The organism is Enterococcus sp. DIV1639a (genome assembly GCF_050530445.1).
GTDB classification, from domain to species: Bacteria; Bacillota; Bacilli; order Lactobacillales; family Enterococcaceae; genus Enterococcus_B; species Enterococcus_B hirae.
In genome coordinates, this window is record NZ_CP172886.1 from 1,584,449 (window position 1) to 1,602,897 (window position 18,449).

An 18,449-nucleotide genomic window follows, 5' to 3' on the forward strand; every position below is an offset into this window, starting at 1 on the left:
AATCATTTTTTCTTAATGTCTTTGACTTCCAAAAAGATAATTTAGAAAATTAGTGACATATGTTTGATACGCTACGGGATCAACTGATTGGGCTTCCCCATGTCCAGCTCCTGCTACAATCAACTTGACTTTATAGCCCCCGGAAAGATCATAGAGCTCATCCGCATTTTCATGAGGAACTACTTGATCAGCATCTCCGTGAATGATCAATTTGGGGATCGTTGTGGCCATACCAATTTCAGGTAGATTTTCATTCACATTCATTTTTAATTCTTGGTCAAAGTAATACTCTTTCAACAATCCCATATATAGATCTTCATGTTCTTCGTCTGCTACAATGCCAAATTCTTCCCCAAATATTGAACCTAATAAAGGCGCTACGGTATTTTTGTAGGTGTATCTAAGTTGTTCATCAATTGATTTAAATCCGCAATTCTCGATGATTCCTTTTACGTTTGCTGGGATATCCTTAGCTAATGTTGACATCATAGTTGCAGCACCCATTGAGCCACCATAAAGTAAAATCTTTTGAGTCGGCTTAGTTCCTACTTCTCGATTGATCCAATAGAGCACATCATCTGACTCATATTGTCCATAAGTGACATAATCGCCCCACTGTTTCCAGTGGCACGAGGGTCTACAAATAATAAATTATAGCCCGCATTGTAAAAGATATTATACTCATCCGTTACTGTCCCTAAATTCCAATTTCCTCGAAAACCACCATGAATCATCACCGTTACATCTGATTTTTGATCCACATAATAAGATTTCAACGTCATTAATTTTCCATCTTGCTTATTTACGGTCGTTCCTTCTAATTGAGTGGTATTAGGATAAAAACCTGTAGGCTCAGCAGGTGCCGTTCCATCATTCGCTGCACCAAGCAAGCTCATAAAACAACTGTCTTTTGCAAAAGCAATGTCATACATCGCACTGATTGTAATCAAACGTTTGATTACTTCTGGACTAACATCAAAGCGTTCTTTTACATTCACTTCTGAAATTTGGTCTGATATCAACGAAGAGAATTCACTTAGAAGTTTAAAAATATCTCCATTATACTCTTTGAAAACTTCAGTTATTTTATCTCGGATATAATTTAAATAAAGTTTTCCCTTGAAATTCTTGCCTTTACCGATTGCTTGAATGATCGCTTGCTCATCGTCAGATAGTCCAAGTGTTGTTGTGTTTACTTGCCCCTCGTTTCCTTTGTTGAGGGATTGAGAAACAGATGTAAGGCTTGTTCTTGCCAATAGTCCCTCTTGTTCCTTTCCGTAAACGATACTTGGTGTAGCACATCCTAACAATAAAATAGAAGCCAAAGTAATCATGCAACATTTATTTTTCATTCTACTCACTCCTTTATTTGATATTTCCATTCTAATGAAAGCGTAACCATTTTTATATCAAAAAAGAAGTGTTTGTTATATAAAAGAAGCTATTTTAAAAAATTATTGAGTAAATCTTAGGATCATTCAAGTCATTTATACTAGCATAGCCATTTAGCTAATATTTTATACTGGTCTTATTTGTATTACATCACTAAAACCAAACGCTTGTGATAAAACAAAAGAAGAGACTGAGACAACTTTTTTGTCCCAGTATCTTCTAGTATATCTAAAAATGAATAAACGGTGTTTAAAGAGCTCTTGTTCACGACGAGATAAAAGCAGCATTTTCGAAAGATAAGCCGAAATTAATCAAAAATTGGAGAAGCACCAAGTAGATAACAATCAACAGCAAAAACTAGCGTTTGTGTTTCTTGGCAATTTTCGGTATTTTTTTTGGTACTTGATAGTTAACACTTTCGTCTCAACCTCTAAGGTGCTAAGTTTTTTGCTAAAGACGATCAATTCGATAATTTTGACTGCTCATCTTGCCTGCTCATCATATGCTATTTAAACAAAACATAATATTGGGACATATAATGTTCTGTATCTTTTGGAGATAGAGATTGTATGGCTGTCCATAATTGTTTTTTAGCCATTGATCTTTCCCACGCCATCGGTTTAATACCCTCAGCTTTTACTAATGAATTCCCTAATTTTTCAATTTTTTTCATAAGATCTTTTTCTGGATTATTGTTTAATCCAAGGTGTTTTAACCCATGTTCCGTAACTAGCCAGTGGTTAGTATTTTGTCCACGATCAATAAGATTTTCTGGACCTTTCAAACGATTTCTTGCTTCTGCATGGTAGATTTCTATGCTATCTCCTATCTCAAGCAACAAATGGTCATCGGTGAATCGTTCAGGTATGTCTCCATTAATCGATTTTTCATACCTAATTTTGCCATCCTGAGATTTGATAGTCACTTTTACATAAAGTTCATCTTTAAATAAATAATGAGGTTTTGGCATATTTAAGGTAAGTGTTGCTTCTCTTGAATTCAAATTCGTTCTTAATGAACCTGACCATTGATCATTAAAGCCATAAAAGATAAGATCTTCATCGGCTAACTTACTGATATCAGCTTTGATTAATGAAAGAGAAGCATGGTTTTGGGTTTCCTTTACATAAACATAATTTTCGCTTGGTAAATAATACTTCATTTGTTCACCAGAAAATTCTAAATGATAGACCCCATTAGGAATATTTTTAAATGTCATTTTTTGTTGTACTGGTTGACTCGCTATAATAGTTGCTCCATCTTTTAATTCAACTGTGAGCCCTTCAAAGTTACTCAAATCGCTAGGAAGAATTTCAATGGTCAAATCACCAACCAACCCTAGAGAGGCGATTTCCTCGTTAGTAACCAATTCAAAATTAGAATTGATCAAATAGTTTGGGTCAATCAATTGACGTGCACGCACCAACTCATTTTCAGAGACAATATCTGCCAATGAAGCCACAGCTGGATAACCTGCCACACGATTTTTTTCTGCTTGAAATTCATCAAGATACAACCCACGTTTTTTTAAGGCAGCAGAAAAATCCTGCTTACTATTTTCACTGTAGATACGATTCATTAAATTGGGTAATGTATATTCCCAATCTTTGAAATCACTCTGATTAGCCATTTTACGGTATTCCTGATATATCTTAGTGAAGGAGTCATTTCCAGCTTTTTGTTTGAACATCGTTAATAAAATCAGTTGTTCACGCACATCGACATCATGGTAAGTGTCTCCATCACGGATCAACTTATCATATAGCTTGTTTTCGACTTCTTCTTTTTTACCTAAATTAAACAACCAACCGATGTCATCTGCTTTTTTTCCATATTTTTCATACTGATATTGGACCCCAAATAAATTATTTGACACTTCGCCAGTATACATATCTTGCCCATCAAAACCAGCTTGATAACCGTGAGCAATTTCATGTAATGTTGCCCAACTTAGTTCTTTCAACCACATATCTGTCGTAGGTTCACTATTAGCTGTCCAATCACCCCCATAATAAGCAGCACCTGCGCCAGAATCATCTGCCTTTAAAAAGTAACGATTCGCGCCGTTCTGATTTTCTGGTGCGGAACCATCAAAACCAGCGATACCGTTAAATAAAGCAAAAATACCGTGATGATACTCAATCAACGCATCAATTGATGGAAAATCTTTTAAGTTTCTCACTAGTTCTTTGTCCAATTTGGGTACGAGTAATTGGAAATCTACTCCTTGAATTAGCGCATACTCTGCATCCTCCGTATCCCACATTGAAAAAAACATGGTCTCATTCCCATGATATTCATAAACAGGTAACGCTTTCATTTCTTTGGAAGTCACCACTTCGTATTCGATCTGTGCTGATCCTTCTCCGTACGGTGTATCAACAAATGGAACCAAGGGCTCATCTGCACGTATACTTACCCAATTTGATCCAACTTCGATACTTTTTTCATTCTTTTTATCGTTTCCTAGTAGTCGCAATTTTAACTTATTCTTGAAATGAGCATTTGTCTGTCTCATTCTCAATTCGGTATTTTCGCTTAAGATAAAACCTAGATCCTGACGATCATGGTTTTTCCCTTTACTCATCCCTGAGTTGAAGATCCACGTCGGCTCCGGAATACTAAAAATCTCTTTTGACGTGACTTCTTGCGCCCCAACATTGGCTGAAAGTACAAAGATACCAAACACAAACAACAACAGACTAACCGCATATTTTTTCATTTACCTCACTCCTTAAAATTATTTTATGAACAAAAAATAATTATTAATCCATTACGAAAACGTTATCTTTTGTACAATTTAATTATAAATAACAACTAAATAAATAGCAACAATATAATATTTATAAATTTTTATCCTTACAACCTATAATAATTACAGTTATTTAAATAATTAAACATAAATATATTTTTAATATAAAATGTTATTTAAAAAGAAAAAAGCTCTCCCTTAGTGGGACAGCTTTTCCTATACATTTAAAGTTTATACCAAACTAATTTTATCATCGAGTCGCGTTTACTTGACAGAACCGATCATTCCTTGAACAAATTGTTTTTGTAAAACAAAGAACACGATAGCTGTTGGCAATGTTGCAATCACAAGCCCGGCCATAATCATTCCGTAATCTGGTGTATAAGAGGCTCCCATGGCAGATAAAACTAATGGGACCGTACGCTTATCTGGTGATTGTAATGCAACTAAAGGCCAAAGATAATTATTCCAGCTACTCATAAAAGTAATGATTGCAGCAGCTGCATACGTATTTTTAGCAGTGGGTAGGTAGACACGGAAAAATATACTTAATTCTTTTAATCCATCTAAACGTGCAGCTTCTACTAAATCTTTGGGAAACGCTTTAACGTTTTGTCGAAAGAAGAAGATCAAAAAAGCTGTACTTACTGAAGGCAAAATGACGACTAAGAAGCTGTTAATTCCTAAGATCGTTCCGTTTAAGTTTGAAAACATGCGGTACAAAGGAATCATCAACGCAGCAAAAGGAACCATCATCGATAAAAGCAAAATCGTAAATAATCGTTCTTTTTTTCGACTTTTATAGATCTCAAACCCATAACCAGCCATAGATGAAATCAACAAAGCTAAGACCGTTGTTACAATAGCGATCAAAGCTGAATTCCACAATGAGCGTGCAAAGTTTAAGTCATTTGAAAAAAGATTCTGGAAGTTGACAACTAAATGGCTACCGATCTTTAATTTTCCGGCAGTAATATCGATAGGTGTATTCGTCATTCCTAAGATCATCCAAACAAAAGGAAAAATCGAAATAAATGAAATCACGCTCAAAGAGGCATATTTAAAAACAGCTAACCAATCGAATGTTTTAGTCGCTTTTTTTTCATTCTCTTTAAGAAGTACTTTATTTTCTGCTTGATCTATCACGCTTTTTCACCTCCGACTTTCGTTTGAATGATTGATAACAGTACAATAAAGACTACGATCACAAATGAAACCGCCGCAGCATAACCAAAATTCGGTGTAAATTTATAACTTAAATTGTAAATATACTGAGATAGCGTAGTTGTTGCATTTGCTGGTCCACCACCCGTAATATTTTGTACTTCATCAAAGAGTTGCAACGTACCGATCGTTGATGTGATTGACGTAAACAAAATAATTGGTTTTAAGTTAGGAATCGTGACTTTGATCAATTGTTGCCACTTAGATGCGCCATCGATTTCTGCTGCTTCATAAATTGCCGGATCAATATTTTGCATTCCTGATAAAAAGAAAATCATGTTATAACCTGTCCAACGCCATGTAATCGAAATGATGATTAATACTTTCGCCCAAACTGGATGAGTTAGCCAGCCAATTGGCATATCGATCAAGCCGATCGTCATCAAAAAATTATTCACTAATCCCGATTGAGAAAACAAGCTTTTCATAATAAGCGAATAGCTAACCATGGATGTGATACAAGGTAAAAAAATCGCTGTCCGGAAGAATCCTTTCATTTTAAGCTTTTTATCATTTAATAAATTAGAGACAAATAAAGCTAAAAACAACATAACCGGTACTTGTACCAATAAATATAAAAAGGTGTTAAAAAAAGCCTTTTTGAAGGTCGCATCATTCAACATGCGTTGATAATTCCCCAAACCATTAAAACTCATATTAACTGGGGGACCACTTTGAAATGAAGTGATCAGCGCTAAAATCATTGGGATAAATACCATGATCGAGATCATCAGAACTGGTAAAACAAGAAACGCATTTCCGTTCTTGAAAAAATCTTTTTGTTTCATCTGCTTTGCTCACTTTCGTTACGTTCATCTTCGTTTTATCTGTCATTTAAGGATCGTCTCACAAATCCTCCCTCTTAACTAATTGTCTGAGTAAATGACAGCGTCCTCACGAAAATTCTACGGTATTGATTGAAACTATTTTTAATAGATAGCAAATTTGTGTGACTGATGACCGTTCAAAAATCACCAGCCAACACAAATTTGATCATCTAAATCAATTCATTTCACTCTGCTTAATTGGCTAACTGTGCTTCTACTTGTTTTTGCGTATCTGCCAAGACTTTATCAGTATCTTCTCCATTGATGATTCGGTGTAATGACTCTGCTACAACTGCTTCGATTGCATAGGTTTCTTGTCCATAATTAACTTGTGGAATTTCCGCTGTCCATTTAGAAAAGTCTTCAAACACCTTTTGACCACTATAGAATTCAGAAGACTCTTGATAAGCTGGTTGATCTTTTGCACTTAACATGGTAGAAACTAACCCGATTTCTTTCGCTAAGGTTCCCATCAAGTCTTCGTTAGTCGCAAAGGTCTTCTTCAAGAAGTCTTTCGCATTTTCTTCGCCTGAAACACCTTTGATCACATACCACCCAGCTCCGCCTAAATTAGAAGCTTGTGCTTTTTGCATATTGGCAGGTAATGAAGGTGTCGGTGCAATTGCCCATTTCCCTGATTGATCTTCAGCACCTTGGATCGTCGAGGAATACCAAGCACCAATTGGACTGGATGCAACAGCCCCTGATTGAATGGCCGTGACACCTGCATTCCAATCTGAAGTTTGTTCCACTAGATCTTCTTTAAGTAGTGTAGCAAATAGATTTAATCCATATTTCAATGATTGGTTATCTTTGATCGTAACCGTCTTTCCATCTTCTGAAGTGTACCATTCACCAGCTTCTTGCATAATCATACGGACACGTCCAAGATCTGAGGGATTCACTTCAGTAATTTTTTTACCCGTTTTTGCTTTAACATCTCGAGCAACTTGTAAATAGTCATCCCAACTTAAATTCTGCATATCTGCTTGACTGTAACCGGCTTCTTCTAACAAATCTGTTCGATAAAAATTAGCCGTAACACCTGAATCAAATGGAACGCCATAAATTTGATCATCGATCTTATTAACCGCAAATTTATACGAAGCAAAATTGGCTTCATCTACGATATCGGTTAACTCAGAAAATGCGTCCGGATAAGAATTCAAATAACCTTGAATACGATAATCCTCAATCAACACGATATTCGGTAATCCATCCGTATTTCCACTGGCTAATGCTGTGTTTAACTTTTGTACGATATCATCTTGTGACATCGTAACGACATCCACTTCGACATCTTTATTGTCATAGACTTTTTTTGCTTCATTGACTGCTTTGATATTAAACGTTTCATCCCATGCCCAAACACTGATTTTATTTTCATCTTTCGTTGCTGAATTTGAGGAACTCCCACATCCCGCAAACAAAACTGCTGCTGAAGCTAAAAGCGTCGCACTTGCTACTAATTTTTTGAATTTCATATCCAACCCGCCTTTTTCATTTTTATTCTTTACATGTGAATCATACCAAAAAATGTAATCGTTTTCTTAGTTTCTAAAAGAGTTCCAAAAAATATCCCAAAATAAGAAAAAATCACAAATTTAGATTTCAAATTTTTTTATTTTGAGTAATTCATCTTGCTTTTCTGTCAATAAAACCGTATTTTAAAAAGAGAAACTGTTTAAAAGGGGGAACAAGCTTGATTAATTTATTATTGATCGACGATGAAAAAACAATCTTACATGGCATAGCCAATTTGGTTGATTGGTCAAACCACGGATTCCAAATTAAAGGCGCTTTTTCAAACTCATTGGAAGCGCTTGATTTTTTCTCTATTCATTCTAATGATATTGATATTGTCATTACTGATCTTATCATGCCTGAACTGGATGGGATTGAACTTGCTCGCCTCTTAAAAAAAAGCAAACCTGATATTCAAATATTAGTGTTATCAAGCCATGATGATTTTCAACTAGTGAAAGACTCTTTTAAAGAAGGCGTATCCGATTATTTACTTAAACCAAAATTGAATCCAGAAAACCTGCTTTCTGCTTTGAACCATTTGGTTAAAAAAGGCCAAAAAAATCTAGACTCTAAATTCTCTCTAGATAGTGCTTTAACACAATATTTCTCTGGACAAAAAACATCGATATCTAACGATCCTTTTCGTTTCCCGTTATTTTACATCGTCTATAGCGAAATGGATGATTTAGCTCCACTAGCTTCTCTAAAAAGTAACGAAGAACGAGCTGAACCCTGGATAGATTGTCAGCCTTTTACCACTCTCGACTATGAATATGGTTGCTTACTAAATGTTTCTTCCATGGATTGTTTCGAACAAATTCAGACTTCTTTGCGTGAATATGCGCAAAAATCTGATGCATTATTGATTATTTCCCCTTGTTTAGAGCTAAGTGAGCTGTTCGATTGTTTTCAAAGATTAAAAAAGTTAGGCAAAGGACAACGTTTTTATCAGAAAAGTGCTGGTGTTGTATCGGAAGAACAATTAGTCCCTTTGATTCCACACTTTGATCAGAGCACGAAAAGCTACTTAACAAAGATTGTCAACAAAGATTATGTATCCGCTATCAGAGAAATGAAATCAGCGATTGAGACTCTGATCGCTTTAAAAATTGACCCTTTATTTTTAAAACACGAAACAATCAATCGTCTCTACGCACTCATCAATGCTTTAGAAGATGGTCAAGGGACGAAAGAATTGACGACATTAAAAATTACGTTACCAACACTTATAACGAACGTCGCCACCATCGAAGATTTTTCCATTACGTTTACTAAAATCATCACTCAATTGATGCGTTGGAGCACGCCGGAAAAGAATGAAAACTCAGAAATTCTGACAGCGATCTATGATTATGTTCAAGAAAATTATCATCAAGATATTTCCTTGCAAATCATCTCCGAAAAATTTCATTTTTCCTATAGTTATTTATCTACCATGTTTACCGAGAAATATGGGATTAGCTTCACTAAATATCTAAAAAAAGTCCGGATACAACATGCGAAACGGCTTTTGCTTGAGACAACCGAGCCACTTTCACAAATCTCTTACCAAGTAGGATTTGCTGAACTTGGTTACTTCTCAAGAGTATTCAAGGAAGAAACTGGGCTAAATCCTTCTCAATATCGAAAAGGAAGTTTGAAACATGAAGAAAAAATTCAAAGAGTATGAACTAGTTACAAAACTACTGGTTGTCCTAGTCATTGCGCTTCTTACTCAAGCGATTATTCTATCCTTCTTCATTTATGATCGATCCAAAAACGCTTATATCCATCTATTTGATAAATCGAATGAACTAACGCTTGGCAAAATACAACGTGATTTTGAACGATTGAATGATAATATCGAAAATACCTTAACGATGGTCGCTAACAACCCTGCAGTCGAAAATTATTTCTCTAACAATCAGCACTCTTCGTTAGATAACTACGCAAATGTAAAAACAATCCAACAAATGAACCGAAGCTTTACTTCGATCTCTCCTTCCATCAATTACGATCTGATGATCTATGGTGAAAGTGGACATACCTTCGTTGGAAACGAGATGCTTGCCAGTATGGATGCTGCGGCATTCATGAGATCTGATGTCGTACAAAAAGCAAAGGCACATAAAGCATCGACCCAAATGTTCTTTGTCGACTTTGGTTTGACTACTCGTGACCAAACAAAAAGCAGCATCCTATTCATTAAGAAATTGACTTCCTCGTTGAATCATATTTATGGGTATGCTGTCATTGCGATAACTGCAGATGAGCTAGCGAATTTATTCAATGAAACGATCCATTCGGAGGTCTCCAAAATCTATCTCATCAATGAAGCAAATCAAATCATTACCTCCAATGAAACTGGCATGATTGGTGCCAAAACCAACTTGTTAAATGATTTAAATACCAATGAAACAAAAACAGTTGATTATAATCGTTTAACACGTGTTCCATTATATCGACAAAACTTAGCTTTGATTAGTAAAGTAAATATTCGTTCACTAGTCAATCAAATGGGACTGATTGTTCCGATCGTCCTTTTTAATTTGATGACTTTAATGGTAGTTGGTGCTATTGTCTTTCGCTATATGAACCGTCAGACGAAGTCGATTTATGCCTTGATTCAGTCCTTAAAACATATCAAAAAAATTCCTAATAATACCCAAGTAGACGTTCAAGGGACCTACGAAACAAAGACTTTAGGCACTACAATCAATCAACTGTTAACAACGATCGATGAGAACTATTTTACTTCAATTGAAAACGAAAAGAAAAAACGCCAATTAGAGATTCAAACGATGCAAGCCCAAATCCAGCCTCACTTTATCTACAATACGTTAACTAGTCTAAAATTTTTGATCTGGCAAAAAGAAAATCAAAAAGCAATTCATGGAATCGATCATTTTATTGATTTGTTGAGAAGTACCATTGGAAAAAAAGCAGAAACAATCACTGTCGAAGAAGAATTAAAAAGTGTGCAAAGCTATATCCATATTCTTTCATTGAGATATGGTGATGAGATCGCCACTCGAATCATGGTCCCCGATGAACTATACCCTTTTAAAGTGCCCAATATGATGATCCAGCCAATTATTGAAAATGCTTTTTTACATGCTTTTCAAACAAAAAAAAGTGGGTTTATTACTTTATTCGGAAAAATTCATGAAACACAATTGATCTTTGAAATCGTAGATAACGGTGATGGATTTGATACAAATCAAAAGAAAAAAAACAAGGACTATTTTTCTGGAATCGGTGTCAAGAATGTGAACGAACGAATCAAATTGCTTTACGGCACAGAGTATGGATTGCAGATCCAATCGATTATGGGTGTTGGAACAACGGTAAAAATCACATTGCCATTAATCAGTTAATTCAAAAATAAACAATTCAGTTAGTTGATACTTATAAGCAATAGACGCTGCCCTTCTAAGATAGATGATCCTAGAAATGCAACGTCTATTTGTCTATGGTTTTATATTTTTTGTGTCTGCTAATAATATGAAAATCTATTGTTCTTTACCAATACTTAGCTATCAATCCTTCCTTTCTCTAGATAGACAGCATTCAAGCATCAGCTCCTTGAAATAAGCCTAAATTTTTTTTAACATGAAAAGGTGTTTTAAAAAATTGCCTCTTATTTGCTCGGAGCTGACCGCTTCTTTCACGACCTTTACTTCACGATAAAACTAAATTCATGGTCTTCTTCCGCTGAAATATGATACGCTTCTTCAACATCTGCTCCCCAGCTGTTGATTCCTCCTACACCACGTACCTTCCCTTGAATCACTAAGACGGTTCTTCTAGCTGGTGGTAACTCTTCAAGATGCGTAGCATTTTCTAATTCTTCGGCTTTATAAGGGAGAGCTGAAAATGCAAAATCGCCGTTCACTTGTTCAAAGCGTAATGAAAATTCCTCCTTTCCTTGATCCGCATTATTCATCGTAGAATCTCTAGTGATTTCTAGCCATTTCGTCTTCATATGGACACCACAATCTTGTGGCACGAGATAGGGAGTCACTGGTAAACCAGTTATTTTATAAGTACCCTCGATTCCTCCTGCCATTCGATCTGGATACGTTTCTCCTGATAGTCCTTCATATTCAAAATATTTCGCTTTGGTTGGCATAATAAAGCGAAAACCTAATAAAGGTAATTCAGGCAGTCCTTGCTGTCCATGATAAAAGACAGAAATTTTCATTTCCCCATCAGATTGTACTTCATAGTTGACTATGACTTCTGTTTTGGGTACCGTATTGATTTCTAACGTGAATTTGATCGCTGCTGATTGCGCATATTCATGATTGGAATAGCGATTATTGATCGGAGCAATTGGCTGTTCGATTGGTTTTTGATTAATGGAAACTTGAACATTTTTTACTTTCGGGTACATCCCAGCCCCTAGCCACATGGACGAACGATAGCCAAACCCATTCCCTCGATCATTATCCGTCAAAGCCCGCCAAAACGTCGGCAGCGTTTCTCGATACAACCATTCTTTCCCATTTTTATTTAAGGATTCCAACCCACCTCTTGTATAGGAAAAGATATAATGAAATCCTTCACCTTTTAAAGCAAATGTACAATCTCCATAAATAATCTTCATTTTAATCGCTGTATTTTCCATAATAATACCTTACCTCCTGTAATGCCGGTTTTTCTTGACCATCAGAAAAGACGATCCCGTTACCTGAAAATTCATAATCACTTGGACGATCATCAAAGTCCCCACCGTATCTCATTACTTTTTGTTTCGTCAATGGATCGATCACTTGAATCGCTTGATCTTTAAAGTCCCAAATATAGCCACCTTGATACATTGGGTATCGATCTAATAATTCCATGTAAGAATTCAATCCTCCCAACGAATTCCCCATGTCATGCATGTATTCACATAAAATGAAAGGCTTTTCCCCATCATTTTCAAGGTAATCACAGATATCTGTTGGCGTAGCATACATGCAACTCTTGACATCAGAAATCGAATCTTCAAATGCAGGATTAGGGAAATTCCCTTCATAGTGAACAAGGCGATCGGGATCTTTTTCTTTAAAGTAATCATTCATCAAACGAATATTCTCTTCTGCGTAAGATTCATTTCCTAAAGACCAGAATAAAATACTCGTATGGTTCTTGAATGTCTCAAAATTTGTCTGTGCTCTGTCAAGAACGATCTCCCGCCATTGAGGAACGTTCCCCGGTACATTGTAAGACGGCTCAAACGCCCCCATCTTTTGCCAAGAACCATGAGATTCCAGATTGGTCTCTGCCATCAAGTGAATCCCCGCCTGATCACAAAGATAATACCAAGGGATTTGATTTGGATAATGTGAGGTTCTAACCCCATTGATATTCGCATGTTTAATGATTTCTAGATCTTTCTTCATATCCATCAAATCGATAGCTCTTCCTTTTTCAGGATGCCATTCATGTCGATTGACACCGTTGATGATCAAACGTCGGTCATTCAAATAAATGATCCGCTCTTTGATCTCGATCTTTCTAAAACCAAATGGATAGTAACTATACTCCGTCACCCCAGTATCATCAAACGTTTCAAATTCGGCGGCGTATAAATTGGGTTGAAAATGATCCCATAAAGTAATTTTATCTACTGGAATATGCAACGAGATTTGTTCTTCGATTCTCACTTCTTCTTGATGGATCTCTTCTCCTTTGCAATTGAGGAGTCGGACACGTAGCTTTCCGTTTGAAGTAAGATTTTCAATAGTCAAGTCGATATCTACCCAACCGCTTTGAAAAGAGGGATCAACTTGAGGTTTGATCCACATATCCTCTATATGATTTTTCCCTCTGGCGATCAATGAAACATCTCTAAAAATCCCAAAGAAACGGAAAAAATCTTGGTCTTCGAGAAAAGCGGCACTACTTCTTTTATGGACTTCTACCGCTAAACGATTCTCTTCTTCCAGATAAGGAGTTAAATCAAATTCAGAAGGCGTGAAAGAATCTTCTGCATAGCCGACAAAGTGCCCATTTAACCAGACATACATTGCCTGTTCGACACCTTCAAATCGAATGGTGATCGCCTTTTCTTTCATTTCTTCATTTAAAGTAAAGTTCGTCACATATGAGCCAACTGGGTTATACTCGGCTTGAGAAAACATCCCCTCGGCTTCTTCCTTACCAGCGGTTGTATAAGCCGGACGTCTAAACTCATGCCCTTCCCATGGATACATCGTATTGATGTAGTGGATCTTGTCGTATCCTGCTAGTTCGATATGCCTAGGAACATCAATCTGATCGAAGCCACTGTTATCAAATTCCTTTTCAAAAAAATTCACTGGACGTTCTAAAGCATTGCGGGAATAGCAAAATTGCCACTTCCCATTCAGCGATTGGATTCTGGTGTTTCCTGTTTCCACTTCTTCTTTAGCACCATAAATAACATGATCACTATGGGCTTTCCTTTGATTTACTCGATACACTTGCGGATCATCTAACCATTCAATCAATGCGTTCATTTTTCTATTCTCCTTCGTCTATACTCATAAAATGAATCAATTCTGTTTGAAAATCGCCATAAAAATCTGGGAAATAAAGACCTATTGTCATTAATTCCGATCCTGAATATACTTTGCCATCTATCTGGTTCTGGTATAGTTTTTCTTCGCTTAGTCCAACAAGGCGTACCTCATGAAATTCGGGCTGTGCATTTGCCAACCGACGATTTATAAATAAGAGGACTTCCTGTTGGTTTTTTGAAACAAATTCCCAGGAAGCAATATTTTGCTCAAAGGGATTTTGTAAACGATAGAAATCACCATATTGGACTGTCTGTCTGATTTTTTTATAAAATTCTACCTGTGCCGCTACTTCCTGCTTTTCCTCACTAGATAATTTTGTTAGATCAAGTTCATATCCAAACACCCCGCCCATAGCCACATCTCCACGTGTTTTTAAACTGGTGACTCGACCCGTTTGATGATTAGGAACAGCTGATACATGGGCAGTCATAGCTGAAATAGGATAAGCTAAGCTCGTCCCATATTGGATATTGATGCGTTCAACCGCATCTGTATTGTCACTAGTCCAAGACTGTGGCATATAATAAAGCAGCCCTGCATCGAACCGTCCACCACCACCAGAACATCCTTCCCAAAGGATATGAGGATAGTCGTTTGTTAAGTTTTCCATCATCTCATATAATCCTAATAGATAACGATGCAAAACTTCCCCTTGGTTTTGTTTGCCCAATGACACCGAATAGACATCAGATAGCGATCGATTCATATCCCATTTGATATAGTCGATCTCCACACTGTCTAACAAATGCCGTAACTGTGTTTCAATCGTCTGCCGGACTTCTTTTCGGGTAAAATCAAGGACGTGTTGAGATCTAGAAGCCGATGGTTGACGACCTGGTTCTTTCATCATAAATTCGGGATGATCCCGATTTAATTGAGAGTCGCTGGAAACCATTTCAGGCTCAACCCACAAGCCAAACTTTAGTCCTTTTTGGTGAACATAGTCAGCGATCCCTTTTAAGCCATTTTTCAATTTTCCTTGATATTCAAACCAGTCTCCTAGAGAAGATTGGTCCGAATCTCTTTTCCCAAACCAGCCGTCATCTAAAACAAACATCTCTATCGCTAATTCGTTTGCTTCATCAACGATCGCTTCGATCTTTTTGCTCGTAAAGTCAAAATAAGTCGCTTCCCAATTGTTGACTAGGATCGGACGTTCTTGGTATTGAAATTGCCCTCTTGCTACTCGTTCCCGTAATAAATGATGGGTCACTTGACTCATCCCATTCAACCCTTGATCAGAATAAGTTAAGAGTATTTCCGGTGTTTGGAAGCTTTCATATGGTTGTAACTCCCAAGAAAAATTATAGGGATTGATCCCACCGATCACTCGAAATTGTTGAATGGCATCTTTTTCAATCTCAAAGGAATGATTTCCCGAATAAACAAGATGGATCCCAATCGCTTCCCCTGTGAATTCAGTTGTTGCATGATTTGTCAAGGCGATGAATGAATTCATCTGATGACTGCTTGAACCACGACGGCTTTCAAATGATTTGATGCCATCTGTTATGCTTTGTCTAGACATCTGCCGTTCTTTGACATGCGCTCCTGGTAAGGCAATCACTTCATCAAACCGGCCTGAATTCGTAAAATCAAGTTGAAAAGAGGCTGCTTTTTCAATCATCACTGGATCATTGGTTTCATTTCTTACCTTCAGCGAACGTGTAATCACTGCTCTTTCTCGATAAATCGTATAGGAAAGATCCACGTAAATCTTTTCTTCACGATCTTTCAACGTCACGATCAACGTTTCTGCCTCTGTATCATTCTTGATATACGCTTGCGGTAATCCAGATAAATTTGGCTTTCCTTCTTGGATCTGAAAACTTTCATAACGTAGATCAAGCAGATTTGATCCATTTTCTCGACGAATCATCAAGGCAGGTAATCGATAATCCATCCCTCCGTGCCCTGAATACTCTTGTGGTAATGTATCTTTTGAATACGTTCGATCTTCATTTAAGGGGACGTTCCCAGAAAAGCCACGATCTCTGCGAGGATATTTTTTATGATTATGATAATGGGTCGTTCTTTTACCAAAATAAACATGAGCCAGAACTTCACTTTCTTCAATTTGAAAAATATAGGAAATTTCTGAATTGGATAGATGAAATACTTTTTCCTGTTCGTCAAATGTGATTAAAGCTGCTCTTTGATTCTTCATCACTTGTTCCATTGTTTCACCTCTCAAATAAATAGTAACCGTTTACTTTTGTTACATTTCCTGTATACTGTTTACTAAACAAATATGTCAATAAAAATTTTTATTTTTTTGTAAGGGGTGCCATTTTATGGTTGGAATTAGAGATGTCGCAAGAAAAGCCAATGTTTCACCTGCTACGGTCTCAAGAGTTTTGAATGAAGACAAAACGATCAGTGTCTCTGCTGCTACTCGTCAACGGATTTTTACTGCAGCTGCCACATTAAATTATGATATCAACAAGCGAAAATATATTAAAAAACGCCGTCCTTCCATCGGTGTCATTTCAGCAATCAGTAAAGCCAGCGAAGAAAAAGATATTTATTATCGAGAATTACGAGTAGGTCTAGAAGAAGAAGCCAGCCGACTCCATATCGGCATGAATCGAATTTATAATATGTCGGATAACCCGACCGAGTGGAAAGATTTGGATCAATTAGGTGCTATAATCGTAGTCGGTACGATCGATAAAGGTGCAATCGCCGATTTATTGAAACAGAACCGACAATTAGTTGTAGTAGATAATCCAGATATCCAACAAGAAGTGGATATGGTCTATGGGGATCTCGAACGAATGACTAAATCTGTTTTAGAACTTTTTTTAGACAATGGGCACACCAACATCGCTTATATTGGTGGTTATCAAATCGATATTAACGAAGCTGGTCGGAAATCAACAACTGAGAATGAAAAAAGGCTCAGAGCCTACCGCCATTTCATGCAAGATCATCATTTGACCAAACAGATCAATTATTATTTAGGAGAATGGACAGAGGAATCCGGAGAGCAGTTAGCGACCAAACTTCTCGAAAAACAAAAACATGATTTACCGACGGCCATTTTGATCGGTAGCGATCCTTTAGCATTAGGTGTTTATCGAGCATTACAAAAAGACAATCGAAAAATTGGAGAAGAGATCGTTCTAGTTAGCTTCGATAACATCGAGGCGATTGCTGATTTATCTCCTAGTTTAACAAGTGTAGCGATCAATGCAAAAGCCATTGGTCAGTCTGCTGTTCGATTAGCGGTGGAGCGAATCGATGGTTTGAGAGAGGAACCGATCATTGTCACTTATCCTACACGACTAATCATTAGAGAAAGTTTTAACCCTGATAAATCCTAACCAAAGAGACGAAGAAGAGCGAGATAACTATCCTTTCCCGCTCCTTCTTCGTCTACTTTTGCTTATCCTCATTTGTTAAATCAGCTTCTACTTTTTGGCTTTCGATCCATCCTAAATAATATTCATGATAGACTCCTTCTTCCGTTTGCTTCGTTAGCAGATACTGTCCAATCACATTTCCTGTTTGATACCCTCGTTGAGCTAATGTTAATCTTACTTCTTCGATATTGTTCTTTTCGGTATGATTGACTTCCACTTGTAATAAAAATCGATGATAAGTTTTACCAGGCTGATTGTACCAAACAATTTTAGACAGTGGAATTGTGGCTGATGTTTGGTCTGTACAGAAGCCATAAATCATTTCATCGCTCAGCGAAAAATCAAAATACCCACCGAAGCTGGCATAGTTTTCAAGATAGGCTTTCGAATCTAAAATGTCGTCGGAATCCACTATGACGATTGCCGCAAAAGGAATTGTTTCTTTGGTAATGCCTCGATTGTCAATCATAAGTTTTAATTGTTCTTTTCGAGCCAAGATTTCTTCATGTTTTTTTTGCAGACTTATTTTTTCTTGCTTAATCCGCTGCTCTGTTTCTGCAATCGTTGCATAATGTTCTTCGATCGTTTTTCCATATAAATTTTTCATCTGTTTGATTGGAACATCTAATTTTCGATAGAAATTGATGTCATAGATCTGAAAAATATCATCAATATTAAACATCCGATACCCGTTTTCTTCATGACGTAGAGAATGGATTAACCCTTGCTCATCCCAAAAACGAATCGTTGACTTTGGTACATTTAGTAGTTCCGAGACTTCTCCGATCGTGTAAAGTTTTGGCATTTCCGCTCACCTCTTGTTAATTTTACC

General features: G+C 36.8%; 11 protein-coding genes and 1 pseudogene. 3 read left to right on the plus strand and 9 right to left on the minus strand.

Features of this window, described 5'->3' with window-relative positions:
* Window positions 1–21 precede the first annotated feature (21 nt).
* From IGJ32_RS07185 to IGJ32_RS07205, 5 genes and pseudogenes are all read right to left on the minus strand, one after another.
* Window positions 22–1,238 (minus strand): annotated as a pseudogene (locus tag IGJ32_RS07185) (alpha/beta hydrolase); the annotation flags it as partial.
* A 659-nt stretch (window positions 1,239–1,897) separates the two neighbouring features.
* Window positions 1,898–4,114 carry a putative mucin/carbohydrate-binding domain-containing protein gene (locus IGJ32_RS07190; protein WP_342081768.1) on the minus strand — a complete coding sequence of 739 codons (2,217 nt, stop codon included), beginning with the start codon at window positions 4,112–4,114 and terminating at the stop codon, window positions 1,898–1,900.
* A gap of 294 nt (window positions 4,115–4,408) precedes the next feature.
* A complete protein-coding gene (locus IGJ32_RS07195) occupies window positions 4,409–5,290 on the minus strand; it encodes a carbohydrate ABC transporter permease (protein ID WP_010719006.1) in 882 nt (293 codons plus the stop codon).
* Window positions 5,287–6,156, minus strand: coding sequence for a carbohydrate ABC transporter permease (locus IGJ32_RS07200; protein WP_342081769.1), 870 nt, complete (start codon window positions 6,154–6,156; stop codon window positions 5,287–5,289). The genes IGJ32_RS07195 and IGJ32_RS07200 overlap by 4 nt, the downstream gene beginning before the upstream one ends.
* A 233-nt stretch (window positions 6,157–6,389) precedes the next feature.
* Window positions 6,390–7,679: an ABC transporter substrate-binding protein gene (locus IGJ32_RS07205; protein ID WP_126343768.1), complete on the minus strand. Its 1,290-nt coding sequence runs from the start codon at window positions 7,677–7,679 to the stop codon at window positions 6,390–6,392.
* A gap of 218 nt (window positions 7,680–7,897) precedes the next feature.
* Between IGJ32_RS07205 and IGJ32_RS07210 the strand changes: the two genes are divergently transcribed.
* Both IGJ32_RS07210 and IGJ32_RS07215 read left to right on the plus strand, forming a co-directional pair.
* Window positions 7,898–9,391 carry a response regulator transcription factor gene (locus IGJ32_RS07210; protein ID WP_342081770.1) on the plus strand — a complete coding sequence of 498 codons (1,494 nt, stop codon included), beginning with the start codon at window positions 7,898–7,900 and terminating at the stop codon, window positions 9,389–9,391.
* Window positions 9,366–11,078 (plus strand): cache domain-containing sensor histidine kinase, encoded by a 1,713-nt coding sequence (locus tag IGJ32_RS07215; RefSeq protein ID WP_342081771.1) that lies wholly within the window; start codon window positions 9,366–9,368, stop codon window positions 11,076–11,078. Before IGJ32_RS07210 ends, IGJ32_RS07215 begins: the two co-directional genes overlap by 26 nt.
* 299 nt (window positions 11,079–11,377) lie before the next feature.
* Here the strand turns inward: IGJ32_RS07215 and IGJ32_RS07220 are convergent, their stop codons facing one another.
* The 3 genes from IGJ32_RS07220 to IGJ32_RS07230 are packed head-to-tail and all read right to left on the minus strand — an operon-like array spanning window position 11,378 to window position 16,431.
* The gene (locus tag IGJ32_RS07220; protein ID WP_342081772.1) at window positions 11,378–12,331 is read right to left on the minus strand and encodes a beta-galactosidase small subunit; all 954 of its coding nucleotides are present in this window, start codon (window positions 12,329–12,331) and stop codon (window positions 11,378–11,380) included.
* Complete coding sequence (locus IGJ32_RS07225; protein WP_342081773.1) at window positions 12,312–14,189, minus strand: glycoside hydrolase family 2 TIM barrel-domain containing protein; 1,878 nt, start codon at window positions 14,187–14,189, stop codon at window positions 12,312–12,314. Before IGJ32_RS07225 ends, IGJ32_RS07220 begins: the two co-directional genes overlap by 20 nt.
* 4 nt (window positions 14,190–14,193) lie before the next feature.
* Window positions 14,194–16,431: an alpha-galactosidase gene (locus IGJ32_RS07230; RefSeq protein ID WP_342081774.1), complete on the minus strand. Its 2,238-nt coding sequence runs from the start codon at window positions 16,429–16,431 to the stop codon at window positions 14,194–14,196.
* Window positions 16,432–16,546: 115 nt separating this feature from the next.
* On the opposite strand from IGJ32_RS07230, the gene IGJ32_RS07235 reads away from it, so the two are divergent.
* On the plus strand, window positions 16,547–17,578 hold the full coding sequence (locus IGJ32_RS07235; protein ID WP_342081775.1) for a LacI family DNA-binding transcriptional regulator: 1,032 nt from the start codon (window positions 16,547–16,549) through the stop codon (window positions 17,576–17,578).
* 52 nt (window positions 17,579–17,630) lie between these two features.
* On the opposite strand, the gene IGJ32_RS07240 is transcribed toward IGJ32_RS07235, so the two are convergent.
* Complete coding sequence (locus IGJ32_RS07240) at window positions 17,631–18,422, minus strand: MerR family transcriptional regulator (protein WP_010718996.1); 792 nt, start codon at window positions 18,420–18,422, stop codon at window positions 17,631–17,633.
* Window positions 18,423–18,449: the final 27 nt, after the last annotated feature.

Coding starts and splice junctions, on each gene's coding strand:
- IGJ32_RS07240 (WP_010718996.1), bottom strand. CDS start 18,422: ATGCCAAAACTTTACACGATCGGAGAAGTCTCGGAACTACTAAATGTA.
- IGJ32_RS07215 (WP_342081771.1), top strand. CDS start 9,366: ATGAAGAAAAAATTCAAAGAGTATGAACTAGTTACAAAACTACTGGTT.
- IGJ32_RS07235 (WP_342081775.1), top strand. CDS start 16,547: ATGGTTGGAATTAGAGATGTCGCAAGAAAAGCCAATGTTTCACCTGCT.
- IGJ32_RS07205 (WP_126343768.1), bottom strand. CDS start 7,679: ATGAAATTCAAAAAATTAGTAGCAAGTGCGACGCTTTTAGCTTCAGCA.
- IGJ32_RS07200 (WP_342081769.1), bottom strand. CDS start 6,156: ATGAAACAAAAAGATTTTTTCAAGAACGGAAATGCGTTTCTTGTTTTA.
- IGJ32_RS07225 (WP_342081773.1), bottom strand. CDS start 14,189: ATGAACGCATTGATTGAATGGTTAGATGATCCGCAAGTGTATCGAGTA.
- IGJ32_RS07190 (WP_342081768.1), bottom strand. CDS start 4,114: ATGAAAAAATATGCGGTTAGTCTGTTGTTGTTTGTGTTTGGTATCTTT.
- IGJ32_RS07220 (WP_342081772.1), bottom strand. CDS start 12,331: ATGGAAAATACAGCGATTAAAATGAAGATTATTTATGGAGATTGTACA.
- IGJ32_RS07230 (WP_342081774.1), bottom strand. CDS start 16,431: ATGGAACAAGTGATGAAGAATCAAAGAGCAGCTTTAATCACATTTGAC.